The following is a 23,863-nucleotide window of genomic DNA, read 5'->3' as shown; positions in this document are numbered from 1 at the left end:
AAAAAATGCGATTTCACCGGTCAATATGCGGGCAGTTTGGGCGGATCGACTTTTTCAACAGAATCGGCCGATTTCTGCCTGTAGCGAAGGGCATCAGTGGACTCAACGCTGCCATTTCTGCAAGTGGCAATCTTTTCGTTTTACTCATCGAACTTATGTGAATTTGGTATTAGTGCTATGTGATTGGCGCGGTTTATCGATTAATCGTTGAAAGGTAATTTGCTTCTCGGCGAAATCAAATCGAGAGCAAGCCATGATTCAAAGCTTCATCCGCCAAAACATGCCCGCCGCTGCAAAGGCCGGCAGTCTTTGTTTCGCACTAGGCGCCAGTGCGTTTGTCAGCGCTGACGATCACGCCCCACTGGTCGTCAAGGATCAGGGCAGCCTCGTTGCCGGCGGTGGATTGATCACCCAACGGGGAACCTTCGACCCCTACAAACCGATGATGCCCGATGGCCAGACCTATCACGGCGACCATGTGTATGCGTTTTATCAGGTACCCATCGACGCTCGTCCGCTGCCGATTCTCATGCTGCATGGCGCGGGACAGTCCGCGAAGTCCTGGGAGACAACGGCCGACGGCCGTGAAGGGTTCCAGAACATTTTCCTGCGGCGAGGATTCTCCACATACCTGATCGACCAGCCGCGCCGTGGCGATGCGGGACGCAGCCTGGTTGAAACGACAATCAAACCTGTGCCGGACGAGCAGCTGTGGTTCAACCAATTCCGCATCGGCCTGTGGCCCGAAAGCTTCAAGGGCAGCCAGTTTCCTCGTGGGCAGGCGGCACTGGAGCAGTTCTTTCGGTCGATGACGCCCAATACCGGGCCTTACGACATAGAGGTCGTATCTAATGGCGTTTGCGCTCTGTTGGAAAAGACCGGACCGGCCATCTTGTTCACACATTCTCAGGGTGGCGGCCCCGGTTGGCTGACGGCGATCAAATGCCCGAATGTGCGGGCCATCGTGGCGTTCGAACCGGGCAGCAGCTTCGTGTTTCCAGAGGGGGAGGTGCCCGCACCGATTCCCAGCGCGTTCGACACGCTTACGGGTCAGGCCGTATCGGCGGAACAGTTCAAAGCGCTGACCCAAATCCCCGTCGTTATTTTCTACGGCGACAACATCCCCGACCAACCGGTTCGGTTGCCGGCCCAGGACAGTTGGCGCGCGCGGCTCGAGATGGCGCGCCTGTGGCGCGATACGGTGAATCGCCATGGCGGTGACGTCAGGCTCGTTCACTTGCCAAAGATCGGTATCAAGGGCAATAGCCACTTTCCTTTTTCGGACATGAATAACGTCGAGATCGCTGATCTGGTTTCGCAGTTTCTCGCTGAAAAAAATCTGGATTGACCAAGAGCCTGGCGATATCGGCCACCCCTCTCACAAACTTGAAATGTCAGGAGTATTCCTATGATGCGAACCACGCTGAAGGCTACATTGATGGCTGCCATTATCGGGATGTCGGGCGTCGAAGCCGAGGCTGCGGACTACAAGCAGAATCCATTCACGTTAACCTACGGTGGAGCCCTGACCAGGAACGAACCGGGTAAGGTCAACATCCATCCGGTCACCTACAAACTGGATGGCCTGGATATTGCCGCCAACGTTTACACCCCGGCGAACTATGATGCGGCGAAAAAATACCCGGTCGTCGTCGTGGCGCACCCCAATGGTGGGGTGAAGGAGCAGGTCGCGGGCCTGTATGCCCAGCGGCTGGCGGATCAGGGCTACATCACGATCACGGCGGATGCGGCGTATCAAGGGGCCAGTGGTGGTGAACCGCGCAATGTGGACAAACCGGTGCATCGCATCGAAGACATCCATGGCATGGCGGATTTCATCGCCGGCTTTCCCGGCGTCGACAGCAAGCGTCTGGGCTTGCTCGGTATCTGCGGCGGTGGCGGCTATTCATTGGCGGCGGCGCAATCCGACAAGCGCTTCCAGTCGATTGCGACCTTGAGTATGTTCAACTCCGGACTGGTTCGCCGTAATGGCTACCAGGATTCGCAGCTGTCGACGATTCAGGAACGCTTGCAGCAGGCGTCGACGGCCCGTGCCCAGGAAGCGGCGGGTGGGGAAGTTCTCTACGTCGGTGATGCCAAGCTGACTGATGAGCAGATCGCCAGGCTGCCGTTTGATCTGTATCGACAGGGCTTCGAGTACTACGGCAAGACCCACGCTCATCCCAACTCGACTTTCCGTTACACCCAGAGCAGCCTGATGGACCTGATGAGCTTCGATGCCACGGATCAGCTTGAGCTGATCGACAAGCCGTTGCTGATGATCGCGGGCAGCAAGGCCGACAGCCTGTACATGTCGCAACAAGCCTTTGCCAAGGCCACCGGTACCCAGGACAAAAAACTGTTCACCATCGATGGCGCGACCCATATCGACACCTACTGGGTGCCTGCGTATGTGGACGTTGCCATGGGCGAGTTGACCGCGTTTTACGCCAGAACGCTCTGACTTGAAGGGATACGTCCTTATGAAGAACACCTTGATAGGCATCGCGGTGTGCGCCGCGGCCCCTTTTGCCGACGCCGCCGGTGCAGAGAATGCCAGTGAGTCCAGGATCGCGCAGCAGATCAGCCGGGCGGGCAGTCAGGCTTCGGTTGCGGGACCTACGGATTATTTCACCGGGCGGGTACGCGTCGTTCCCTTGTTTCCCGCCACGGACGAGATCAATGCTTCCGGCGCTTATGTCAGCTTTGAACCGGGCGCACGCTCGGCCTGGCATACCCACCCCGCAGGGCAGCGATTGGTGGTGACTTCCGGCGTGGGACTGGTCCAGGAATGGGGCAAGCCGATGCAGCAAATCCGATCGGGCGACGTGATCGTCTGCCCTCCAGGCGTCAAGCACTGGCATGGCGCCGCTCCGACGAGCGCCATGACGCACCTGGCCGTGACTGGCTTGGTGGATGGTAAGAGTGTGCAATGGCTGGAGAAAGTGACCGACGAGCAATACAACGCCCAAGATTCGCAAGTACCGAAAGCCGAGCCTGCGACCCAACCGGTGTCCGAGACGTTGTCCGCCAAGCAACAGGCCATCCCGGTGATGGCTGCCGCCGTGGCCACGAGCAACATGTCCGGGCTCAATGCCGCGTTGAATCAGGGACTGGATGCAGGTCTGACGGTCAGCGAGGCGAAGGAAGTTCTGGTGCAACTCTACGCCTACAGCGGTTTTCCACGCAGTCTCAATGCACTCGGCGAGCTGATGAAGGTGGTCGAGACACGCAAGCAACGCGGCGTTCAGGACGATCCGGGTCGCGAGCCCGGTCGGAGCATTCCCGTCGGCGATGAACTCATGGCGGCGGGCAAAGCCAATCAGACGCGAATCGCCGGTGCACCTGTCCAAGGTCGGTTGTTCGACTTCGTTCCTGTCATCAATCAGTACTTGCAGGCGCATCTGTTCGGCGACATCTTCGAGCGCGACAACCTGGACTGGCAAAGTCGTGAGCTGGCGACGGTTGGAGCGCTGGCAGTCACACCCGGCGTGGAGGCACAACTTCGCTCACACATGGCTGCCAGTCTGCGGGTCGGTTTGACCGTTTCACAGTTGCGTCAACTGATCCAGCTGCTGGCCGAGCAAGGTGATGCTGCTTCGGCCAAGCGTGCCGGCGAAGCGCTGGAGAGAGTCCAGGCGAATCAGCCCTCATAGCGCAGGGCTTCACGCAGCAAGGTGAAGGCCGGTGAACTCTGGCGCCGGCTCGGATAATAGAGGTGGTAGCCAGAGAAGGGTTCGCACCAGTCCTTGAGTACGTGAATCAGCCGGCCCTGCGCGACATGCTCCAGCACCAGGTCCTCCGGCATATAGGCCAGTCCCAGTCCCTGGAGGGCCGCTTCCAGGCGCATGGCGATGTTGTTGAAGACCAACTGTCCTTCGACCCGCACTTTCAGTTCTTGCCCGTCCTTTTCGAACTCCCAGAGAAACAGGCCGCCGTAAGTCGGCATGCGCAGGGTGATGCAGTTGTGCACCGTGAGATCACTGGGGATGAGCGGCCTGGGGTATCGGGTGAAATACGCTGGGGAGCCAACCACCGCCATGCGCATGTCAGGGCCGATGCGCATGGCGATCATGTCCTTGGCCACTTGCTGACCCAGCCGTACGCCAGCGTCGAAACCCTCCGCCACGATGTCGGTCAGGCCATAGTCGACGATGATTTCGATATTGAGATCGGGATTATAGGGCAGCAGCTTCGCGAGCACCGGATGCAACAGCGTGATCGCCGAATGCTCACCTGCCGTGATGCGCAATTTGCCGGCCGGTTTGTCGCGAAACTCGCTGAGCAACGCCAGTTCACTGTCGATTTCTTCAAACCGGGGGGCGATCACCCGCAGCAAATGCTCGCCGGCTTCGGTGGGGGAGACGCTTCGCGTGGTGCGAGCAAGCAACCTGACCCCCAGTCGCTCCTCCAACTGACGCATCGCCCGGCTCAAAGCCGGTTGAGACATGCCGAGCCGGGCGGCGGCGCGGGTGAAACTGCGCTCTTGGGCCACGGCCGAGAAGATCGCGAGTTGGTCATAGCTTTCGACGGTCATTCATACGCCCCTGTTATAAACAGTTTGCGATTATGCCATCTATGCGATTGATCGCCCGGTTCCTCAGGGAGCGAAAAATAAAATATACCGGCCCTGATTGTCCGCTTCTGGCTGTGCTCTGCCGGTCGCGAAAGGCAGAAAACGACCCACGGCGGACAATCCGGACACTAGAGTCAGGTGTCGGATTGATGAGCCGCCCAGTGTTTCATCTCTTCTGCAATGAAGTGGTTCACCAGGTCACTGTACATCTTCTCGATTGCATCCGGGCTCAGGCCCTCGGCCTCGGCCCACTCGCGTCGTGTCGCCAACATGGCCTTGAAACGCTCCGGAGCACGCACCGAAGTCGCTGAGGTCTTGTACTTCGAGGCCGCCAGTACGTAGTGAAAACGCTTGCCCAACAGTTTGATAACAACCTGATCAAGGGCATCGATTTCGCGTCGGATATCCTCCATGCCTGCACACTCTTCGGGCTGCAACTGATTGATGACGTCCATGTAGTTGACTCCGTTTGCTGAAAGTTCGTGGGCCCTTGGAAGAAGTATCGGCGCGCTGTCTTCCACGAGCGATACAGCCTGAATACCATAAAATCCGCTGCCTTATCGATTGACGTGGTTTAAAGAGTTCGCCGATCTGCCTTAGCCAAAAAAACACGCATGGCGAAATTTTGATACTACACGTCGAGTTGGGGGGAGCGACGAAGCGCTGACGACGATTATTGTTTTCGCACAAAAGCAGGAAACAATAATCATGCTGCCGTTGATCAAAAGAATAGACAGTCACGTTCATTTTTATACATCGCAAGACCTGCGCCGAGTGGCCGGTTCGCTGCCCTATGCATTACCTGAACCGCATCCGCTGACGACTTATCTGGACACATTGATCGATGCCGGAATTGCTCCGACGCTCCTCAATAATGTCCATTTAAGTATTCTGCCGGATTCAGAAAACGTATTTGCTTCATTTGACGAACTCAAGCATCTCCAGGCGGCCAACCCTCAGCGCTATGGGGACGTCAAACTGGTGGGGACGATCAAGGCAGAACCGGCTTACGCCACACAAGAACGTCTCTCGCACCCGCAGGTGGTTGGCGCCCGGATCGTTCTGCACGATGCACGGCCGGAAACGGTTTCCGATACGCAATTCAGCGATGGGCAGTGGTCGGCGTTTTATGGTCGCTTGTTACCGCGCCAGCATCTGCACATTTACGCGAAAGAAGCCGAGACGAATCTGCGTGTATTGCGCCAGATCCCTCGCAATGTGCGGGTCATCATCGATCACCTGGGCACTTGTCACAGCGAGCGTGACATCACTGAGCCGGCTTACATCGCGCTGCTCACCGAAGCCAGAGAACGGGGCAACGTGTGGTTCAAGGGCCCTGGTTATCGCACCTCTGTTCACCCCGAGGAAACCGCTCGTTTCGTGACGCAAATTGTTTGCGCAGTCGGCGCGGACAAGATTCTTCTGGAAGCAACGGATGCACCTCATGTTGGAACTGACAACAAGGGAGTTCCGTATTCCAACCTTTTCAATCCGGGCACGGCTTTCAACTTTGTCGATGCCGTTGCACTGCATGTTTCCAAAGAAACCCGAATTCCTGTTGGCCAACTTCTGCGAGGAGCATCTGGCCAATGGGTAAGTTGATCTACGCCCACGCTCCCACTTCGAGATAACCAGCAATGACGAACATTACAACAAAAGACATCAACTTCACCGTCAAGTACGGCGATGAAACCCTGAGCCTCAAAGGCACGGTATTTCAGCCAGAACAACTCGACGCTGCGGCGCAAAAACTGCCACCGGTCATCTTCAACTCCGGCTTCACCGGCGGGGTCACGATGTACGGCCAGTTGTTCGGGCGCGCCCTGGCAGCCCGTGGTTATCGCGTCATGACCTACGATGTGGCAGGCTTTTTTTCCAACAAGCACATCCGTAACACCATCGAGTCAGGTGACAAGATCATCACCAACGTCATCCTCGAAGACCAGAAGGATGAAGTGCTCGGTGCCGTTGAATGGGCGCGCGAGAATTTCGACGAGATGCCGGTGGTCGCGTCGTGGGCGATGGGCTCGGTGGCAAGCCTCGGTGCGGTGGCTGAACTGGCCGCGGCCGGCGGTGAACAGATCCGCTTCTGGGTGCCGATGAGCTACACCAACATCCGTAAACTGCAAGCCTTGCGCGCTGATCAGGCTGCGGCTGACGCGGCCATCGAGCAACTCGCGGATGACGCGCCGATCCCTCCGTTCGACACCGGCACTGATGCAACCCGTCTTGGTTATTACCCGCTGGATCCTGAAACCCAAGCCTATGTCGATCAGCAACTGGGCGGCTACACCGAAGCGGGCGGTGCGGACCGTTGGCCGGGCTGCACCTACGTGACGGCAAAGTCCTACAAGTCCTATGTGGCCTATGACCCGGAGCAGTCCATTGAAGGTGCAAAAGGTTTCCCGCCAGCGCTGATCATCCATGGCGCCGACAATACCTTGCACATGCCGTCGGAGTCTGTGCGTCTGCACCAGAACTATCCGGGCGATGCCGGCCCGCACGCGCTGATCATTTCGCACATGCAGCATGGCCAGCAGAATCAGGTCGACAGCCCTGTGTTCAAGTCGATGATCCAGAGCATCGACGAAGCCATCCGCGCGCGCGGCTGATCCGCTCGCCATTGTCCTGCGAGACCTCGGGTGCCGAAGTCTCGCAGCGATTCAATCTGGCTGAATGCCTGCCCAACCCCTAACATGGCGTGTCCAAAGCCACTTCCCCGGTGTGGCCTGAGCTGTTCACTCGAACGGCTGGAACTACCATGAAAGGATCTGGCGATGACAGCCCCCAGTGAATCGGCGACGTCTGTGAATAGCGGCACAACCAAGCGAATCGGGCTGCTCATTCTTCCTCAGTTCTCAATGATGGCCCTGGCGGGTGCCAGCGAGCCTTTGCGCGCGGCCAATCGGCTATCCGGCAAAACGCTTTATGAGTGGACCCTGCTCACGGAGTCGGGCGGACCGGTCAGTTCCAGCAGCGGTATCGAAATCCAGACCGTGCCGGTTGATCAGGCGCCGGAGCTGGATCGCGTTTTTGTCCTGGCGAGCCTGGACATCGAACATCAGAAACCACCAAAAATGCTGCGCTTCCTGCAGCGCGCAGCGTTCCGCGGGATTACCGTCGGCGCATTGAGCACCGGTACGTTCATCCTTGCACGCGCCGGCTTGCTGGAAGGCAAGCGCTGCACCCTGCACTGGGAGTCCATTGGCCAGTTTTCGGAAGAATTCCCCTCGATCGAAGTCACCAGGGAGCTTTACGTCAACCATGGCAACCGCTGGACGTGCGCCGGGGGGACGGCGGCCATCGATCTCATGCTGGCACAAATCGCGCTTGATTTCGGTAACCAGCTCGCGGCGAGCATCGCCGAGCAATTTCTGCATGCCAGGATAAGAGCGCCGGAAGAGCATCAGCGGATGTCGATTCAGTGGCGGTTCGGCATTCACGATCGCAGGCTGACAGCCGCCATCGCCTTCATGGAGAACAATCTGGAGAACATCGTCGGCATCGAAGAGATCGCCGACCGTTGCAATCTGTCCCATCGTCAACTCGAACGGCTTTGGCATCAGCACTTCGGCATGACGCCGAAGAAGTTCTATCTGGAGCTCAGGCTGAACGAAGCACGCCGGTTGCTGCGTGAAAGCACCCAGCCCATTGCGTCCATTGCCTACAGCTGTGGGTTCGTCTCAGCGTCACATCTGGGGGCTGCTTACCGTCGTGTCTGGGGATGTACGCCCGGTGAAGAGCGGCGGAAATTTGATGATGCTCACTCCTGATTTCAGTTACTGGGCGCATGGGTCAACAAACGCCAATCCCCTGAAAAGCCTCTGAACCAATCCTCTCTGTAAAATCCCATAGCTAGCTAATGACTCACCCCGACAGGCGGTGCGCTCTGGCAAGCCTTGTCATTTGGCGATCCCGCATACTGGCGTCTGCAATCGACCCTGCACTTTGCGTTGCGCATTGGCTTGCCGCGTGACGTCGGTTTTTTGATAGAAATCGTCGAACTCGAAGCTCAGAGCACCTGCAGTAGCGCGGTAATGTTTCCTACAGATCCGGCGTTCAATTCCAGATGCACGACCGATAAAAACAACAATGACGTACAGAAGGCATAACACATGGAAACCTTGAGTTTCATTCTGGAAAACGGCGGGCTGATCAGTCTGCTACTCGGGCAGCACCTGCTCATCGTGGCGGTTGCGGTGGGTCTGGCGATTCTGACCGGCGTGCCTGCCGGGATCGCGATCTCCCAGCACCCCAGAACGCGCCGTTGGGTCCTGGCGTTCGCCGCGGTCCTGATGACCATTCCTTCCGCCGCGCTGTTCGGGCTGATGATTCCGGCCCTGTCGCTGATCGGCTACGGGATCGGCGTCGTACCAGCGGTCATTGCGCTGTTCCTCTACTCCCAATTGCCCATCATCCGCAACACCACCACAGCGATCTCCAACATCGATCCGGCCTTGCGCGAAGCAGCGATCGGGATGGGCATGTCGACCTGGCAACGACTGCGCAAGGTTGAACTGCCGATTGCGGTCCCGCTGATCATGGCGGGCGTGAGGATGGCGACCGTCATCAACATCGGCATCGCAGCCATCGCGGCCTACATCGGCGCCGGCGGCCTGGGCAGCCTCATCATTCGCGGCATCGCGCAATCGGATACCCGACAGTTGTTGGCCGGCGCGATTGTCATCAGTGTCATCGCCATTGCGGCCGATTACGCGTTGTACGGCTTGCAGCGCCTGCTGACGCCAAAAGGCCTGAACAAGAACAAAGTGGCCACCGGCCGAATGAAGGAAGCTACGACGTGATCCAGATCGAAAACCTCAACAAGCAATTCGGCTCAATCACTGCAGTAGAAGATGTCTCATTCAATGTTGAAGAGGGGCAGATCTGCGTACTGCTTGGGCCGTCGGGCTGTGGCAAGACCACGACGCTGAAAATGATCAACCGACTGATCACGCCTACCTCCGGCACGATCAGAATTGGAGGTCGCGATACGTCCGAACTGGACAGCGTCACCCTCAAACGCTCCATCGGCTATGTGATCCAGCAAGTCGGCCTGTTCCCGAACATGACCGTTGAGGAAAACATCTGCGTCGTTCCCAATCTGTTGGGGTGGGACAAAACCAAAAGCCGAAAGCGCGCCGCGGAGTTGCTGGAAGTGGTCGCGCTGGATCCGTCGAAATTTCTCAAGCGCTATCCGTGTGAGCTTTCCGGTGGTCAACAGCAACGCGTCGGCGTGGCTCGGGCCCTGGCAGCGGATCCGCCGGTGATGCTGATGGACGAGCCCTTTGGCGCGATCGACCCGATCAACCGGGAAGTGATCCAGGACGAATTCATGCGCATCCAGCGCCTGGTCAACAAGACCGTGCTGTTTGTCAGTCATGACATCGATGAAGCGGTGAAGATGGCGGACTGCGTTGCGCTGTTCCATAACGGAAAAATCCAGCAGTTCGGCAGCTCGGATGATCTGCTGGCCCGGCCCAACAGCGAGTTCGTGGCGAACTTCATGGGCGGCGACCGGATCATGAAGCGCCTGCGTCTGCTGCGCGCGTCTGACGTGGCCAGCAAGGTCCCGCCACGGGAACACATGCAGATCGTGGGCGGCAACAGCGCTGTCGTTTCGCAATCGCACCTGATCGTCAAATCCGGGGATGACCTGCGCCAGGTGCTTTCGCAGTTGCTGGGTCGCGGCCAGGACTGGGCACTTTGCAACGACAGCGACGGACGCTTTATCGGCTATGTCCATCAAGCCGACATCCTGGCGCGACTGGTTGAAAACATTACTCCGGTGGTGCACTGACAATGTCTGACTTACTGATCGGATTGTGGAAAGGGCTGCAATTTTACTGGGGCGATATCAGCTACCTGACGGTCCAGCATCTGCAGATCGTGGCAGTCAGTGGGGTGCTGGCGCTGGTCATCGCGCTGCCGTTGGGCGTCTGGATGAGCCGTCCGGCGAACCAGCGTTACGCCATGGCCAGCATGCAGGTCCTTAACGTAGGGCAGGCGATCCCCAAGCTTGCGTTGCTGGCATTGGCCATGAGTTTCATTGGAGTCGGCAGCGGCGCGGCCATCATCGGCTTGTTTGTCGCGACGTTGTTGCCCGTGGCAGTCAACACCTATGAAGGCTTGCGCGCCGTGCCGCAGCACCTGGTCGAAGCGGCCGAGGCCATGGGCATGACGCCTCGGGAAACGCTGTGGAAAGTTGAAATTCCGAACGCGATGAACGTGATTTTCGCGGGCATCCGCACGGCGCTGGCGATCAACGTCGGGACCGCGCCGCTGGCTTTCCTGGTCGGTGGCGGCGGGCTGGGTGAGTTGATCTTTACCGGGATCGACCTGAACGACTTCGGCATGATGCTGGCCGGCGCCGCGGCGACCGCGCTGTTGGCGATTGCGGTCGATCTGGGCTGCGGCTTGATTCAAAACATTGCAGTGTCACGGGGCTTGAGGTTGGCCGGGCGCGAATGAATCTGAAGACCATAGACAAAAATCAATAATATGAGGTGCACGATGATTTATCGAATGCTGGCCAGTCTGATCTTTTCCCTGAGTCTTGTTTGCGGTGTTGTGGGCAGTGCTTCTGCCAACAGCACGATTGTGGTTGGCGGCAAGAAGTTTACCGAGCAGCAATTGGTTGCCGAGATGACCGCTCAACTCCTGCGCGCCAATGGCTACAGTGTCGATAAGCGCCCGGACTTGGGTTCTTCCGTATTGCGCGCGGCGCAAGAGAACGGTCAGGTCGATGTGTATTGGGAATACACCGGCACTTCGCTGATTACTTACAATAAAGTCACGGACAAGCTCAACGCCGACGAAACGTACAAGAAAATCAGCGAGCTGGATGCGCAGAAAGGCATCACCTGGCTGAACCCTTCCAAGGCCAACAACACCTACGCCTTTGCCATGCGCAAGGAAGAGGCCGAGAAGGATGGAATCGCCTCGATCAGCGATCTTGCGAAAAAGATCGCAACAGGCAAGTCCTATAAATTTGCCTCCAACGCTGAGTTCTTTTCCCGCCCCGATGGCCTGCGTCCTCTGCAAGAGACCTACAAGTTTGAGTTTGAGCGCAAGAACATCGTCCGCATGGACGGCGGGCTGACCTATCAGGCGCTCAGGGACGGGCAGGTCGATCTGGCCCTGGTCCTGTCGACGGATGGGCGAATTCCGGCCTTCGGCTTTGTGGTGCTGCAAGACGATAAAGGCTTCTTCCCCAGCTACGCGCTGACCCCGGTAATTCGCACTGAAGTGTTCAAAGAGAATCCGAAGATCGGCGAGTTGCTCAACGCCCTGTCGTCCAGGCTGGATGACGACACCATCGCAGGCCTAAATTCCCGGGTCGATGTCGGCCGTGAATCCATCGAGAGCGTGTCCAGGGAATTTCTGCAAAAGAATCAATTGCTGTAGGAGCTGCCGAAGGCTGCGATCTTTGACGTTGCCTTCAGAACCTACCAGGGCCGGCGGAATAACCCCGGCCCTTTTTTTCCTGCCTCCCATTCATTCCCTTGCATCCACATCAGGTGCGAGCCGGTTTCGTTCGCCTGTACCCACTCGGAGAATAACAATGCAGTTGAATAAAAAGTTCGTGGCGTGCACGTTTTTGCTAATGGCAGCAAGTGCTCAGGCGGATGACAGTATCGAACGCATGACCCTCGCCGACATGCGTCATGCGTTGGACAACGGGACTCTCAGTTCCGAACATTTGGTGCAGCACTATCTGGATAACATTCAGGCGAACAATCACCAGGGCCAGAACATCAATGCGCTGGTGACCATCAATGAACAGGCGATCGATCAGGCCCGCAAGTGGGATGCTGAGCGGGCGAAAAATCCCACTGCCAGGTACGCACCGCTGGCCGGTATTCCGTTCGTGGTGAAGGACAACTTTGACACCGCCGGTATGGTCACCTCCGGGGGTTCCTTTGTACTGCGTTCGTCGGTGCCCAGCCAGGATGCCTTCACCGTCAAGAAGCTGATCGACGGGCAAGCCATTGCGCTTGGCAAAGCCAACCTGTCGGAACTGGCTGCGTCCTTTGGCTGGTTTGGCTACAGCTCGTTTGGCGGGCAGACGCTGAACCCGCGGAACACCAAGCGTGATGCATCCGGCTCCAGTAGCGGTTCTGCCGCCTCGGTGGCAGCGGCGTTTGCGCCCTTCGCGCTGGGGTCGGATACAAGCGGCTCGATCCGGGCACCGGCAAGCGTCACCGGCACGGTGGGTTTTCGACCTTCGCTGGGGCTGATCAGTCGTAGCGGCATCATTCCGCTGTCACTCGCGTTCGACACCGCAGGTGTCATTACCAACAGCGTGCTGGATCAGGCCATCGTGCTCGATGTGATCAAGGGCCAGGACAAAAGCGACGCGGCGACCTTCGACCTTGCTGCAGACAAAATACAGTTCGAACCGGCACTGAGCGGTACCTCGCTGCAAGGCAAGACTATTGGCGTAATCAGCAATTTCAAGGGCGCGAACCCGCAGGTGGATGCGGTCTTTAAAGCTGCGCAGGAAACGCTCGTCAAGCGCGGTGCGCAGGTCGTCTCCATCGAATTGCCAAAAACCTTTGAAACCCTGTGGAGCGACGTGCTCGGCCCTGTGGGGGACAGCGAATTCAAGCCGCAATTCGAACGCTACCTCGCCACCCTCAATCCGGGCCAACCGCGAACGCTTGCGCAGTTTCTCGACCTGGCCAAACAAAATCAGGCGCAAAACGCTGCGCATGGGATGAACCCGGCACGCCTGGCGGGACTGGAAGCGGTAGCGAATGCCACAAGCGCCGATTCGCCGCAGTACATCTCCATTCTTTCCCGGAAGATTCCACAGCTGCGCGCGCAGCTGATGGGCATCATGAAGCAGAACAAAGTCGACAGCCTGTTCTTCGCGACCATCAACTGCCCGGCTTCGGTGGTGCACGGTGTGAGCGATGACAGTTACGTGTGCAAGTCCGGCGATACCTACGCGTCGTCGTACATTGCCTCGGCCACGGGATTTCCCGAGATCACCGTTCCGGCAGGCATCATCGAGGGCAACCTGCCGGTGGGTGTTTCCTTCCTGGGCGGCTACGGCGAAGACGCCAAGGTGGTGGGTTTCGGCTATGCGTTCCTTGGGCGGTAACCGTCAGATCTGTTCCAGCAACCAGGTGCGAAACGCGACGAGTGAAGGCAGCATTTCGTTGCGCGGCGGATAGGCCAGGTAGTAACTGCGCTGGCTGGCGAAGGGCTGATCGAGGCTGATCAGTTCGTTGTTGGCCAACTCGTCGGCCACCAGGATCCGTGGCACCAGACCGATGCCGATGCCGGCCCTGACGGCCTGGATCAAGTGCGAGGTGAGTTCGAAACTCGGCCCCAGGCGCATCATCCGATGGGGCAGGCCGTGGTGGCTGAACCACTCGCCCCAGACGTTGGCATTGCTCGCGACGTTGAGCAGCGTCTGGCCAGCAATGCGGTCAGGGGTCCAGGCGTCATGGATTTCGGCTGCTTCTGGCGAAATGATCACCATCAGTTCTTCGGTGTGCAGGCGATGGCTGATCAGGCCCGGCAGGTTGGCGCTGCCGACCATGATCGCGGCATCGATCCCGCTGGTTTCAAAGTCGATGGCATCGATCCGGGAATTGATGTGCACCAGCATGCCGGGATGGGTTTTGTAGAAGTCATGCAGGCGCGGCAATAACCACTTCGAGCCGAAGGTCGGCAAGGTGGCCAGGCGCAACGTGCCGCTGCCGGATTGATAAGCCATGGCCTGCAACGTGGCGCTGCGGATGCGTCCGAGCGCTTCGCTCATTTCCCGCTGATAAAGACGACCGACATCGGTCAGCTGTACTTGCCTGCCTTCACGGCGGAACAGCGTCAGGCCCAGTTGCTGTTCCAGCGCCTGGACCTGCCGGCTCACGGCGCTTTGGGTCAGTGACAGTTCCATCGCGGCGCGGGTATAGCTTTCATGGCGCGCGGCGGCTTCAAAGGCCAGCAGCAACGACATCGAAGGGGTGAGGTGACGGTAATTCATTCGTAAAAGTCATCGATAGCGGCAGGATTATCCGTTTGTCCGGTGCCAGAACCTGCAGGATCATTGGCATGGCCGACGACCTGAGGCTGACCCATTAATGCTCAGGCGACAAGTGTTTTGAGTTTTTCCGTGATTAGACCGACAAGAGAACAGCCAGCGATGATCGCTCAGTTGCCCACCGTTGCACCCGCGGCCCAGTACCCGGAGTTTCTGCAAGCCCTGCACTCCAGCGGCTTTCGCGGTCAGCTCAGCGCCGACTACGCCACCCGCACCGTGCTGGCGACCGACAATTCGATTTACCAGCGGCTGCCGCAAGCGGCGGTGTTCCCCCTGGATGCGGATGACATCTCACGCATCGCAACCTTGATGGCCGAGCCACGCTTTCGCCAGATCAAGCTGACCCCGCGCGGTGGTGGCACCGGCACCAACGGGCAGTCATTGACCGATGGCATCGTGGTCGACTTGTCGCGGCACATGAACACCATCCTCGAAATCAATGTCGCCGAGCGTTGGGTGCGGGTGCAGGCGGGCGTGGTCAAGGACCAGCTCAATGCCGCGCTCAAGCCGCACGGGCTGTTCTTCGCGCCGGAGCTGTCGACGTCCAACCGTGCCACCGTCGGCGGCATGATCAACACCGACGCCAGCGGCCAGGGCAGTTGCACCTATGGCAAGACCCGTGATCACGTTCTGGAATTGCACAGCGTGCTGCTCGGCGGTGAGCGTCTGCACAGCCATCCGCTGTCCGAAGTGGAGCTGGAGGCGGCTTGCGCGCAGTCCGGCCGTATCGGCGAAGTGTACCGGGTGGCGCGCAATATTCAGGAGACCCAGGCCGAGCTGATCGAGTCGGTATTCCCCAAACTCAACCGTTGCCTGACCGGTTACGACCTGGCGCACCTGCGCGACGAGCAAGGACGTTTCAACCTCAACAGTGTGCTGTGTGGTGCGGAAGGGTCATTGGGCTACGTTGTCGAAGCCAAGCTCAACGTGCTGCCGATTCCCAGGTATTCGGTGCTGGTGAACGTGCGTTACGGCAGCTTCATGGATGCGCTACGTGACGCCAATGCGTTACTGGCGCACAAGCCGTTGTCCATCGAAACCGTGGACTCCAGGGTGTTGCTGCTGGCGATGAAAGACATCGTCTGGCACAGCGTCGCCGAGTATTTCCCGGCGGACGCCGAGCGTCCGACGCTGGGCATCAATCTGGTGGAGTTCAGCGGGGAAGACGTGGCGGACGTGAACGCTCGCGTGGCGTCGTTTGTGCAACATCTGCAGACCGACACGTCGATCGAGCGCCTGGGCCACACGCTCGCCGAAGGAGCCGAAGCCGTGAGCCGCGTCTACGCCATGCGCAAGCGCTCGGTAGGGCTATTGGGCAATGTCGAAGGCGAGGTTCGGCCGCAGCCTTTTGTTGAAGACACCGCCGTACCGCCGGAGAAGCTGGCCGACTACATCACCGAGTTTCGTGCATTGCTCGACAGTTATGGCCTGAGCTACGGCATGTTCGGTCACGTCGATGCCGGTGTGTTGCACGTGCGCCCGGCGCTGGACATGAAAGACCCGGCCCAGGCCGCGCTGATCAAGCCAATTTCCGACGCTGTGGCCGAGTTGACCCGGCGTTACGGCGGGTTGCTGTGGGGCGAGCACGGCAAGGGTTTGCGTTCGCAATACGTCCCCGAATTTTTTGGCGAGCTGTACCCGGCGCTGCAATCGCTCAAGGGCGCGTTCGACCCGCACAACCAGCTCAACCCCGGCAAGATCTGCACGCCGCCGGATGCTGCCCAAGGCTTGCTCAAGGTCAACGAAGTGACGCTGCGCGGTGATCTGGATCGGCAGATCGACGAGCGCGTCTGGCAAAGCTTCGGTACCGCCATGCACTGCAACGGTAACGGCGCCTGCTACAACTACGACCCCTCTGATGCGATGTGTCCGTCGTGGAAAGCCACCCGTGAGCGCCAGCATTCGCCGAAGGGCAGGGCGTCGTTGATTCGCGAATGGTTGCGTCTGCAAGGCGCGGCCAATATTGACGTATTGCAAGCAGCCCGCGGTAAGTTGTCGTGGTTGAGCGGGTTGCCGGCGCGGTTACGCAATAACCTGGCGCGCTCGCGTGGCGAGGCGGATTTCTCCCATGAGGTCTATGACGCGATGGCCGGCTGCCTGGCCTGTAAATCCTGCGCGGGACAATGCCCGGTCAAGGTCAACGTCCCGGAATTCCGTTCGCGTTTTCTGGAGCTGTACCACGGTCGCTATCAACGACCGCTGCGTGACTACCTGATCGGCTCGCTGGAGTTCACCATTCCCTACATGGCTTACGCGCCGGGTCTGTACAACGCAGTGATGGGCTCGAAATGGGTGAGCCGCCTGCTCGAGCGACAGGTCGGCATGCTCGACAGCCCGCTGATCCACCGCCATGACTTGCAGGCCACGCTGACCCGCTGCAAGGTCGCGGTCGCCAGCGTACCCGCCCTGCGCGAACTGACCGCGGCACAACGCGAGCGCAGCGTGGTGTTGGTGCAGGACGCCTTCACCCGTTACTTCGAAACGCCGTTGCTGGCGAGCTTTATCCAGTTGGCGCATCAGTTGGGGTATCGGGTGTTTCTGGCACCCTATAGCGCCAACGGCAAGCCTTTGCATGTGCAGGGTTTCCTCGGCGCCTTCGCCAAGGCGGCGATCCGCAACGGCAATCAGCTCAAGGCGCTCGCCGACTGCGGCGTACCGCTGGTGGGACTGGACCCGGCGATGACGCTGGTCTACCGCCAGGAATATCAAAAAGTACCAGGACTCAACGATTGCCCGAAGGTCTTGCTGCCTCAGGAATGGCTGTCCGATGCGTTGCCGGAAAACCCGCATCCCGCGACCGGGACCTTCCGTTTGTTGGCGCACTGCACCGAGAAAACCAATGTCCCGGCCAGCACTTCGCAATGGGAAGCCGTTTTTGCCCGGCTCGGGCTCAAGCTGACGACTGAGGCGACCGGTTGCTGCGGCATGTCCGGAACCTTTGGCCATGAAGCACGAAACCAAGGCAGCTCACGAACCATTTTTGAGCAGTCCTGGTCCGGCAAGCTGGAAAAAGAGAGCGAGGCGCTGGCAACGGGATACTCCTGTCGCAGTCAGGTGAAGCGCTTTGCCAACCTGCAATTGCGCCATCCATTGGAGGTTGTGTTAGAGCGTACGCTCGTGAAGTGAAGAGGAACGCGATGCCAGACCGTCGCTATTCGACCCGTAGCAGTCAATCACCTAAGGCGCTACGCTCGCAGGCACGCTCCTTCAGGTACTGACAATTACGACATGAAACGCATACTTGATCGTTTACGTGGCTGGGCCAGAAGGCTAAAACGGCAAACCATGGTTCTCTGGTTTTGCTATCAGCATCCGCAAACACCCTGGTTACCCAAATGGATTTCGGTTTTTGTCGTGGCGTATGCGCTGAGTCCAATCGACCTCATTCCTGACTTCATTCCTGTGCTTGGATACCTGGACGACGTGATCATTTTGCCGCTTGGGATTCTGCTCGCGATTCGGCTGATGCCGGCGCAGGTGCTCGAGGACTGTCAGCACAAAGCGAGTGAGTGGGAGAAAAGCCATGTGAAGCGGCCAGCGAACAGATTTGCTGCAGTGATCGTTGTATTGGTCTGGCTCGTTGCTGCGGGTATTTTGGGGGCTTGCTTCCTCAGGGCGTGAAGCTGCCTGTCGCAGTAGCCAGAAATTGATCGCCCGGACGAATACCCAAGTGCAGACGGATACTGAATTGCTTGCATCCCCCATGGGGGGATAAGATTCGCGTTATTCATGAATCGCGAAGACTCAAATGATGAGTGAGCTCGAACACAACCATCCCCACACCCCCCACACCCACCAAAGTCACGAAGCGATCATCAAGCGACTCAAGCGGGCGGACGGCCACTTACGCAGCATCATCACCATGATCGAAGATGGGCGTCAGTGCGTGGACATCGCCCAGCAGCTGCACGCTGTTGAAAAAGCGGTGTGTCAGGCCAAGCGCACGCTCATTCAGGATCACATCGATCACTGCCTGGAAGACACCGTCTCGGCGTTGAACAATGGTGAGCGCGCACCACTGGAAGCCTTCAAGCAGATCACCAAGTACCTCTAGGCCTGCCATGCCCGCGCTGCAAGCGCTACGGTTTCTGGTCTGAAGACTGACCAGCCAGCCTTGGCAAATCCTGGGAACTTACGGTCGTCTGTCTGGCCATCGGCGATGCTGATCATCGATCACGTACGGGTGTTCGTGATCCACACCATCCTGCCCGTCGAGGTGAGTGTGATCGACCGGCAGGTTCTCATGGGTGTGTTTGATCGACTCTTGGTCATGCGCAGGACGCCAGATCACGATACTGACCACCAGTGCGCCACCTGCCACGACAGCGAGCCCGGCAAACGACGCCGTGAGGCTGATGTTGGCGCCCAGCCATCCCGCCAGTGGGTAGGTAATCAACCAGCAGGCATGGGACAGTGCAAATTGGGCGGCAAACAGTGCCGGGCGATCTTCGGCATGTGCCGAGCGACGCAACAGCCGACCGCTCGGGGTCTGGGCCAGGGAATAGCCCACGCCGAGTACCGTCCACAGAGGTAACAGGAAGTTGTAGGTGGTCAGGTTGATGCCAATTGCCAAGCCTGCGACCAGGATTGCTCCGCCAAACAGCATGGCTGTTCGGTCTTTGATGTCTTTCAACAGCCGAGGCAAGACCAAAGCCGCGATCATCGAGCCGCCTCCAAACGCGGCCAGCGCCAACGCCGTAGAACTTTGCGGCAGTGCGAAGCGGGACTGTACCAGCACCACTGTGTTGACGATAACCATGGCACTGGCGGCCGCAACCGTCAGATTAAGAGCCAGCAGCCCTCGCAGCCGGGGCGTTGCCAGGAATATGCGCATGCCACGGGTGGTTCGTTCGTAGATGCTGCGTCGTGGTGTTTTCTTCGCTTTTGGCAATAGCACTGTGCCGACCAGGGCTGCAGAGGCAAGGAAACCAATGACAGTGCCTGCGAACAGGTTGTGGAAGCTGATCACCGTCAGCAATGCGGCGGCGAGCATTGGGCTGGCGACACTTTCAAGATCGTAGGCCAGACGCGATAGCGACAAGGCGCGGGTGTAGTCGTATTCATCCGGCAGGATGTCAGGGATGGTCGCCTGGAACGTCGGGGTGAACGCCGCCGAGGCCGACTGAAGGACGAAAATCAGCACATAGATTTGCCAGACCTCCGTCACGAACGGCAGAGCCAACGCGACCAAGGCTCGCACCAGATCCAGCGAGACCAACATTGTTCGCCGGGGTAGACGTTCTGCAAAAGCCGCTGCAATGGGTGCAACACCAATGTAGGCCGTCATTTTGATCGCCAACGCTGTACCGAGGACAGCGCCCGCTTGGGCGCCTGCAAGATCGAATGCCAGCAGGCCTAGCGCGACAGTGGCAAGACCAGTCCCTACCAGTGCAATCACCTGGGCCAGGAAGAGGTGACGGTAGGTTCGGTTGGCCAGGATTGTCAGCATGAGAAATCTCACAGGAAGAGGCGAACGCCTGTCTGGTTGTCGGGCTTTACTCGAAAAAGACAGCGAAGAGTTTGTTGTTTATAGATGCTTTATATCCCCCCTGGGGGGATATAAAGCTATCCTAAACCAGAGGCAGGGACAGCTCAAGAAACAGGCGCCCAGCCTTTCATCTAATGTCGGGGAGAGATTAAGGAAATTGTAGGAGCGAGCTTGCTCGCGATGGTCGTTAACGATAACGCGTATTTACTGGCTAAACGCGGCGCTCTTGAGTCCATCGCGAGCCAACTCGCTCCTACCATTGATGCAAGCTGGCTTTCTCACATTTGTGGAGGCCAGTTATGCGATTCACCTTGGCATTCCTTGCACCATGCATAGAGTGCGTCGTACAGGATCAGTCCATGCGAAAGCATTTCATGATCATCGGAATATCGCTGCGACAGTCCCAGTGAGATGGCGTACAACCCAGCCGATTGCGCAGTCAGATCGAGGCGGGAGGTATCAGCTCCACGGACGATCCTGGCCAACTGCTGCAAAGCGGGCTCACTGAGCCGGTACTTTTTCAGAAAAGCGTCGAAGCTGCACAGCTCGCCCTCATGAGTCAGTTCTACGCCGGGAATGTCGTAGGGCACCGCGTCTTTCTCCGCCGCCAGACGCAGTACGTCGCCACTGGGCACGTATAAGAACTCGGGCTGCGGATCGATAAAGCGCGCGATCAGCCAGGGACAGGCGATGCGGTCAATCTTGGGCCGTTCACGTGTAATCCACCTCATGGAACACCTCCTGCCTGGTTCGGTAGGCTGGGTGATCTGGCGAGCCCAATGCTCGCCAAAGACTGTTAATCCACTCGTGCGGTCTAGCGCAGCAGATGGACTGCCAAACCGACGAGCGCGCAGGCCATCAGCACCTGGATGACGCCCCGCTTGAAGCGGAACAAGGCAATTGCCGCCGCAATGGCGATGAGTGCAGACGGCCAATCGAGGTTGCCACTGAAGCCCTTTGGCCACAGCACGTGATAGCCGAAGAAACACGCCAGATTAAGGATCACACCGACGACGGCCGCCGTAATGGCGGTGAGCGGTGCGGTGAATTTGAGTTCGTTGTGAGTCGACTCTACCAGCGGGCCACCCGCAAGGATGAACAGGAACGAGGGCAGGAAGGTGAACCAGGTCACCAGGGCGGCGGCCACAGCTCCCGCCAGAAATACTTGATCGGCACCGAATACTTGCGAGACATAGGCGCCGACAAAGCCGACGAAAGCCACCACCATGATCAGTGGCCCCGGTGTGGTTTCGCCTAGAGCCAGGCCGTCGATCATCTGCGTCGGCGTCAGCCAGCCATAGTGACCGACTGCGCCTTGGTAGACATACGGAAGGACAGCGTAGGCCCCACCAAAGGTCAGCAACGCGGCCTTGGTAAAGAACCAGCTCATCTGGGTCAAAGTGCCTTCCCAGCCAAAGAGGGCGGTCAAAATCCCCATTGGCAACGCCCACAGTGCGGCACAGATCAGTGCGAGCGGCACCAGTTTCAACCAACTGAATCGGGCATGCTCAGGGGAGGGCGTGTCGTCATCGATCAACGCCGGACCATAAGACTTTTTGGCAGCGCTATGGCCGCCAGCCCTGAACTTCTCGGGCGCCAGGCGTCCACCGACATAGCCGATTGAAGCTGCACCCAACACGATCAGCGGGAATGGGACATTGAACGCGAAGATGGCGGTAAATGATGCCGCCGCTATCGCCCACAGCCAATTATTCTTCAACGCCCGAGAGCCGATTCGATGGGCCGCCTGCACCACGATGGCGGTCACGGCAGGCTTGATCCCGTAGAAGAGCCCGGCCACCACGGGCACTTCGCCGAACGCGATATACACCCACGACAGAGCGATCAGGATGAACAGTGAGGGCAGCACAAACAGCGCCCCCGCAATCACTCCACCCCAGGTTCGATGCATCAGCCAGCCGATGTAAGTCGCCAACTGTTGAGCCTCTGGCCCAGGCAGCAACATGCAGTAATTGAGGGCATGCAGAAAGCGTCGTTCGGAGATCCAGCGCCGACGCTCCACCAGTTCCTGGTGCATGATCGAGATCTGTCCGGCTGGCCCGCCGAAGCTGATGAAACCCAGCTTCAACCAGAACCAGAAAGCCTCGCGCAAACTGATCGGCTTTGGCTTCGACAGATCCTCTTCAACCGCTGGTGCGAAAACCTTATTCATTGGGTTGTTCCTCTTTTACAAACCCGGCGAGCAGGCCGTCGAAGATGGCGCTCGCGGCAACCAGCAGTTGGTCGTCGTGGAGAATGGTTTCGCGTAACCCTGCCAGCACGCGCTCGATGCCGGCAGCCTCCACCGGTTGAATGCCTCCGACATCGAGGTAATGCACCAAAGCCGCAATGCGGTTCAGGCCTGGCTCCTGAAGTTCAAAGCTGGCTTGCAGGGTTTCGAAGGTCACGCGGTTGCCGACATGGCTGAAAACCGCATCATCGAAATCAAAGCCAAGGGCGTCGGCTGGGCAGTCCTGGGGGTGCTCAAGCCAGAGGATCCGAGCGTGGGGGTCAATGAAGCGGCGAATCAGCCAGGCGCACGCCAGCCGGTCGACCCAGGGACGCTTGCGTGTTGCCCAGATACGGCCCTGATAATCGCCAGGATTGAGTGCCGTTATCGGGTGGTTGCTGCTGTGTGGCTCATCCGGCGACAGGGCTCTACTGACCGCCGTCTCTAGCTCCTGCAACGCCGAATCGATCTGTTGCTTCGTCTTGCCTGGGAAGTAATCGATGCTTGCCAGTTGATCGTAGGCTTTGCGCAGCTTACGAATTTGTTTGGTCGTCGCCAGCGCATTTTCAGCATTCAGCTGTCCACGGCATTCTTCGATCTGCGCACGAAGCTTGTCGTAATCACCGCTACGGTCGAACCACTCGACAAAGCGCTCACCATCAGGATCGACGACGGGCAGGACGAACGCGGTGCCCTTGATGGCAAGGATGTCACGCTCTACAGACGCCAGCACTTCACGACACAAACCGGTGTCAGGCAACAGGTAGGCGCCATCGCGCAAGACCGCAGCACCTGAGGCTTTCAAGGCACGCCAAGCGCGCATGCGTTCGGTGGCATTCGCGGTGGGCAGGCCTAGAATCAAAGTCAGCCAATTTTTCATGTAGAGATCGCAATTTATTTTGTAATTGAAATTACATTATCTCTGTTTTACATGTTTGGAAAGCTGTCCTTGAGAACAGAGGATTTTTGGCAAGCATGGATGACGACGCTGGGATAGGCGCGCTGGACAACAGTGATACCTTCCGGGATGACGACTACACCCGCAGTGAAGTGTTCTCGTTCACGGCCGGTGTCGATTACCGCATCAACGACGATTTCAACCAGACCGAACTCAACCAGCGCACCGTGCTCGCCGGGATGAACCATAACCTGCTGTATGGTGCGGAGCTGGGGCGCCAGGTGCCCCACGGACGCTGGAGCTGAGCACCAACTATCGCTTCTGAGCACAGACCTGAAGAACAGGCCCCAAAGCAGCCCTTCGCGAAAGGCTGCTGACGACCGTGGATTCAACACACTGGATTTGTGTAAGCGGGATTTCGGTTAGATAAGCAAAAGCAGCACCTTGGGTGCTGCTTTTGAGGCTTGAGGCCGCACATTTCTGTCGGCCCGGGGACGCGCTACACCGATCAGCCGTTGCTGCGGTCGGTCGCCTTGGCTTTGCTTTGGGCGACAGCGGCTTCAGCCTTCTGTTTCTGGGCAACCTGGAAGGCTTTCATCGAGACTGTCCGGGCCGAC

At 58.5% G+C, this 23,863-nt stretch carries 22 protein-coding genes; 15 read left to right on the top strand and 7 right to left on the bottom strand.

All coding sequences use genetic code 11. The features are described from left to right. The first annotated feature begins 253 nt into the window (after positions 1 to 253). From KGA83_RS23000 to KGA83_RS22990, 3 genes are read left to right on the top strand one after another with little or no spacing between them, the layout of a single operon-like run. Positions 254 to 1,348 (top strand): alpha/beta hydrolase, encoded by a 1,095-nt coding sequence (locus tag KGA83_RS23000; protein ID WP_223531001.1) that lies wholly within the window; start codon positions 254 to 256, stop codon positions 1,346 to 1,348. Between the two features lie 60 nt (positions 1,349 to 1,408). Beyond that, on the top strand, positions 1,409 to 2,464 hold the full coding sequence (locus tag KGA83_RS22995; RefSeq protein WP_223531000.1) for an alpha/beta hydrolase: 1,056 nt from the start codon (positions 1,409 to 1,411) through the stop codon (positions 2,462 to 2,464). Positions 2,465 to 2,483: 19 nt separating this feature from the next. After that, positions 2,484 to 3,656 (top strand): cupin domain-containing carboxymuconolactone decarboxylase family protein, encoded by a 1,173-nt coding sequence (locus KGA83_RS22990; RefSeq protein WP_223530999.1) that lies wholly within the window; start codon positions 2,484 to 2,486, stop codon positions 3,654 to 3,656. On the opposite strand, the gene KGA83_RS22985 is transcribed toward KGA83_RS22990, so the two are convergent. After that, entirely contained in the window at positions 3,644 to 4,537 is an 894-nt protein-coding gene (locus tag KGA83_RS22985) for a LysR family transcriptional regulator (protein WP_223530998.1), read from the bottom strand. The two genes, KGA83_RS22990 and KGA83_RS22985, sit on opposite strands and share 13 nt — an antisense overlap. Positions 4,538 to 4,710: 173 nt before the next feature. Continuing rightward, positions 4,711 to 5,031 carry an isochorismate lyase gene (locus tag KGA83_RS22980; RefSeq protein WP_108219545.1) on the bottom strand — a complete coding sequence of 107 codons (321 nt, stop codon included), beginning with the start codon at positions 5,029 to 5,031 and terminating at the stop codon, positions 4,711 to 4,713. Positions 5,032 to 5,284: 253 nt separating this feature from the next. Here KGA83_RS22980 and KGA83_RS22975 point away from each other — a divergent pair, with 253 nt between their 5' ends. The 8 genes from KGA83_RS22975 (at position 5,285) to KGA83_RS22940 (ending at position 13,685) form a co-directional block, all read left to right on the top strand. Continuing rightward, entirely contained in the window at positions 5,285 to 6,178 is an 894-nt protein-coding gene (locus KGA83_RS22975) for an amidohydrolase family protein (protein ID WP_108219546.1), read from the top strand. 35 nt (positions 6,179 to 6,213) lie between these two features. Beyond that, entirely contained in the window at positions 6,214 to 7,188 is a 975-nt protein-coding gene (locus KGA83_RS22970) for an alpha/beta fold hydrolase (RefSeq protein WP_223530997.1), read from the top strand. Between the two features lie 165 nt (positions 7,189 to 7,353). After that, positions 7,354 to 8,349, top strand: coding sequence for a GlxA family transcriptional regulator (locus tag KGA83_RS22965; RefSeq protein WP_223530996.1), 996 nt, complete (start codon positions 7,354 to 7,356; stop codon positions 8,347 to 8,349). Between the two features lie 342 nt (positions 8,350 to 8,691). Continuing rightward, positions 8,692 to 9,381, top strand: coding sequence for an ABC transporter permease (locus tag KGA83_RS22960; protein ID WP_223530995.1), 690 nt, complete (start codon positions 8,692 to 8,694; stop codon positions 9,379 to 9,381). Next, on the top strand, positions 9,378 to 10,376 hold the full coding sequence (locus KGA83_RS22955; RefSeq protein ID WP_223530994.1) for an ABC transporter ATP-binding protein: 999 nt from the start codon (positions 9,378 to 9,380) through the stop codon (positions 10,374 to 10,376). The genes KGA83_RS22960 and KGA83_RS22955 overlap by 4 nt, the downstream gene beginning before the upstream one ends. A 2-nt stretch (positions 10,377 to 10,378) precedes the next feature. After that, on the top strand, positions 10,379 to 11,047 hold the full coding sequence (locus KGA83_RS22950; protein WP_108219551.1) for an ABC transporter permease: 669 nt from the start codon (positions 10,379 to 10,381) through the stop codon (positions 11,045 to 11,047). A gap of 42 nt (positions 11,048 to 11,089) precedes the next feature. Further along, positions 11,090 to 11,983, top strand: coding sequence for a glycine betaine ABC transporter substrate-binding protein (locus KGA83_RS22945; RefSeq protein ID WP_223530993.1), 894 nt, complete (start codon positions 11,090 to 11,092; stop codon positions 11,981 to 11,983). A 157-nt stretch (positions 11,984 to 12,140) separates the two neighbouring features. Then, positions 12,141 to 13,685: an amidase family protein gene (locus KGA83_RS22940; protein WP_223530992.1), complete on the top strand. Its 1,545-nt coding sequence runs from the start codon at positions 12,141 to 12,143 to the stop codon at positions 13,683 to 13,685. Between the two features lie 3 nt (positions 13,686 to 13,688). Here the strand turns inward: KGA83_RS22940 and KGA83_RS22935 are convergent, their stop codons facing one another. Next, complete coding sequence (locus KGA83_RS22935; RefSeq protein WP_115948377.1) at positions 13,689 to 14,573, bottom strand: LysR substrate-binding domain-containing protein; 885 nt, start codon at positions 14,571 to 14,573, stop codon at positions 13,689 to 13,691. Between the two features lie 159 nt (positions 14,574 to 14,732). Here KGA83_RS22935 and KGA83_RS22930 point away from each other — a divergent pair, with 159 nt between their 5' ends. The 3 genes from KGA83_RS22930 to KGA83_RS22920 all read left to right on the top strand — a co-directional run bounded on the left by KGA83_RS22930 (position 14,733) and on the right by KGA83_RS22920 (position 18,684). Further along, entirely contained in the window at positions 14,733 to 17,756 is a 3,024-nt protein-coding gene (locus KGA83_RS22930) for an FAD-binding and (Fe-S)-binding domain-containing protein (protein WP_223530991.1), read from the top strand. 102 nt (positions 17,757 to 17,858) lie between these two features. Further along, on the top strand, positions 17,859 to 18,251 hold the full coding sequence (locus KGA83_RS22925) for a YkvA family protein (RefSeq protein WP_108219556.1): 393 nt from the start codon (positions 17,859 to 17,861) through the stop codon (positions 18,249 to 18,251). A gap of 130 nt (positions 18,252 to 18,381) precedes the next feature. Beyond that, entirely contained in the window at positions 18,382 to 18,684 is a 303-nt protein-coding gene (locus tag KGA83_RS22920) for a metal-sensing transcriptional repressor (protein WP_108219565.1), read from the top strand. 78 nt (positions 18,685 to 18,762) lie between these two features. On the opposite strand, the gene KGA83_RS22915 is transcribed toward KGA83_RS22920, so the two are convergent. The 4 genes from KGA83_RS22915 to KGA83_RS22900 form a co-directional block, all read right to left on the bottom strand. Further along, positions 18,763 to 20,079, bottom strand: a complete 1,317-nt coding sequence (locus KGA83_RS22915; RefSeq protein ID WP_108219557.1) for an MFS transporter — start codon at positions 20,077 to 20,079, stop codon at positions 18,763 to 18,765. 317 nt (positions 20,080 to 20,396) lie between these two features. After that, positions 20,397 to 20,849 carry a chromate resistance protein ChrB domain-containing protein gene (locus tag KGA83_RS22910; RefSeq protein ID WP_108219558.1) on the bottom strand — a complete coding sequence of 151 codons (453 nt, stop codon included), beginning with the start codon at positions 20,847 to 20,849 and terminating at the stop codon, positions 20,397 to 20,399. Between the two features lie 83 nt (positions 20,850 to 20,932). Continuing rightward, positions 20,933 to 22,291: a chromate efflux transporter gene (gene chrA / locus KGA83_RS22905; protein WP_223530990.1), complete on the bottom strand. Its 1,359-nt coding sequence runs from the start codon at positions 22,289 to 22,291 to the stop codon at positions 20,933 to 20,935. Further along, positions 22,284 to 23,228: a chromate resistance protein ChrB domain-containing protein gene (locus KGA83_RS22900; RefSeq protein ID WP_223530989.1), complete on the bottom strand. Its 945-nt coding sequence runs from the start codon at positions 23,226 to 23,228 to the stop codon at positions 22,284 to 22,286. The genes chrA and KGA83_RS22900 overlap by 8 nt, the downstream gene beginning before the upstream one ends. 95 nt (positions 23,229 to 23,323) lie before the next feature. Between KGA83_RS22900 and KGA83_RS22895 the strand changes: the two genes are divergently transcribed. Then, positions 23,324 to 23,551: a hypothetical protein gene (locus KGA83_RS22895; RefSeq protein ID WP_108219561.1), complete on the top strand. Its 228-nt coding sequence runs from the start codon at positions 23,324 to 23,326 to the stop codon at positions 23,549 to 23,551. The last annotated feature ends 312 nt before the right edge of the window (positions 23,552 to 23,863 follow it).

Origin of the sequence: Pseudomonas sp. GL-R-19, from assembly GCF_019956375.1 — a bacterium.
GTDB lineage: Bacteria > Pseudomonadota > Gammaproteobacteria > Pseudomonadales > Pseudomonadaceae > Aquipseudomonas.
Note: the sequence above shows the minus strand (reverse complement) of the source record. Positions and strands in the feature narration are given on the sequence as shown.

Coding starts and splice junctions, on each gene's coding strand:
- KGA83_RS23000 (WP_223531001.1), top strand. CDS start 254: ATGATTCAAAGCTTCATCCGCCAAAACATGCCCGCCGCTGCAAAGGCC.
- KGA83_RS22995 (WP_223531000.1), top strand. CDS start 1,409: ATGATGCGAACCACGCTGAAGGCTACATTGATGGCTGCCATTATCGGG.
- KGA83_RS22990 (WP_223530999.1), top strand. CDS start 2,484: ATGAAGAACACCTTGATAGGCATCGCGGTGTGCGCCGCGGCCCCTTTT.
- KGA83_RS22985 (WP_223530998.1), bottom strand. CDS start 4,537: ATGACCGTCGAAAGCTATGACCAACTCGCGATCTTCTCGGCCGTGGCC.
- KGA83_RS22980 (WP_108219545.1), bottom strand. CDS start 5,031: ATGGACGTCATCAATCAGTTGCAGCCCGAAGAGTGTGCAGGCATGGAG.
- KGA83_RS22975 (WP_108219546.1), top strand. CDS start 5,285: ATGCTGCCGTTGATCAAAAGAATAGACAGTCACGTTCATTTTTATACA.
- KGA83_RS22970 (WP_223530997.1), top strand. CDS start 6,214: ATGACGAACATTACAACAAAAGACATCAACTTCACCGTCAAGTACGGC.
- KGA83_RS22965 (WP_223530996.1), top strand. CDS start 7,354: ATGACAGCCCCCAGTGAATCGGCGACGTCTGTGAATAGCGGCACAACC.
- KGA83_RS22960 (WP_223530995.1), top strand. CDS start 8,692: ATGGAAACCTTGAGTTTCATTCTGGAAAACGGCGGGCTGATCAGTCTG.
- KGA83_RS22950 (WP_108219551.1), top strand. CDS start 10,379: ATGTCTGACTTACTGATCGGATTGTGGAAAGGGCTGCAATTTTACTGG.
- KGA83_RS22945 (WP_223530993.1), top strand. CDS start 11,090: ATGATTTATCGAATGCTGGCCAGTCTGATCTTTTCCCTGAGTCTTGTT.
- KGA83_RS22940 (WP_223530992.1), top strand. CDS start 12,141: ATGCAGTTGAATAAAAAGTTCGTGGCGTGCACGTTTTTGCTAATGGCA.
- KGA83_RS22935 (WP_115948377.1), bottom strand. CDS start 14,573: ATGAATTACCGTCACCTCACCCCTTCGATGTCGTTGCTGCTGGCCTTT.
- KGA83_RS22930 (WP_223530991.1), top strand. CDS start 14,733: ATGATCGCTCAGTTGCCCACCGTTGCACCCGCGGCCCAGTACCCGGAG.
- KGA83_RS22925 (WP_108219556.1), top strand. CDS start 17,859: ATGAAACGCATACTTGATCGTTTACGTGGCTGGGCCAGAAGGCTAAAA.
- KGA83_RS22920 (WP_108219565.1), top strand. CDS start 18,382: ATGAGTGAGCTCGAACACAACCATCCCCACACCCCCCACACCCACCAA.
- KGA83_RS22915 (WP_108219557.1), bottom strand. CDS start 20,079: ATGCTGACAATCCTGGCCAACCGAACCTACCGTCACCTCTTCCTGGCC.
- KGA83_RS22910 (WP_108219558.1), bottom strand. CDS start 20,849: ATGAGGTGGATTACACGTGAACGGCCCAAGATTGACCGCATCGCCTGT.
- chrA (WP_223530990.1), bottom strand. CDS start 22,291: ATGAATAAGGTTTTCGCACCAGCGGTTGAAGAGGATCTGTCGAAGCCA.
- KGA83_RS22900 (WP_223530989.1), bottom strand. CDS start 23,228: ATGAAAAATTGGCTGACTTTGATTCTAGGCCTGCCCACCGCGAATGCC.
- KGA83_RS22895 (WP_108219561.1), top strand. CDS start 23,324: ATGGATGACGACGCTGGGATAGGCGCGCTGGACAACAGTGATACCTTC.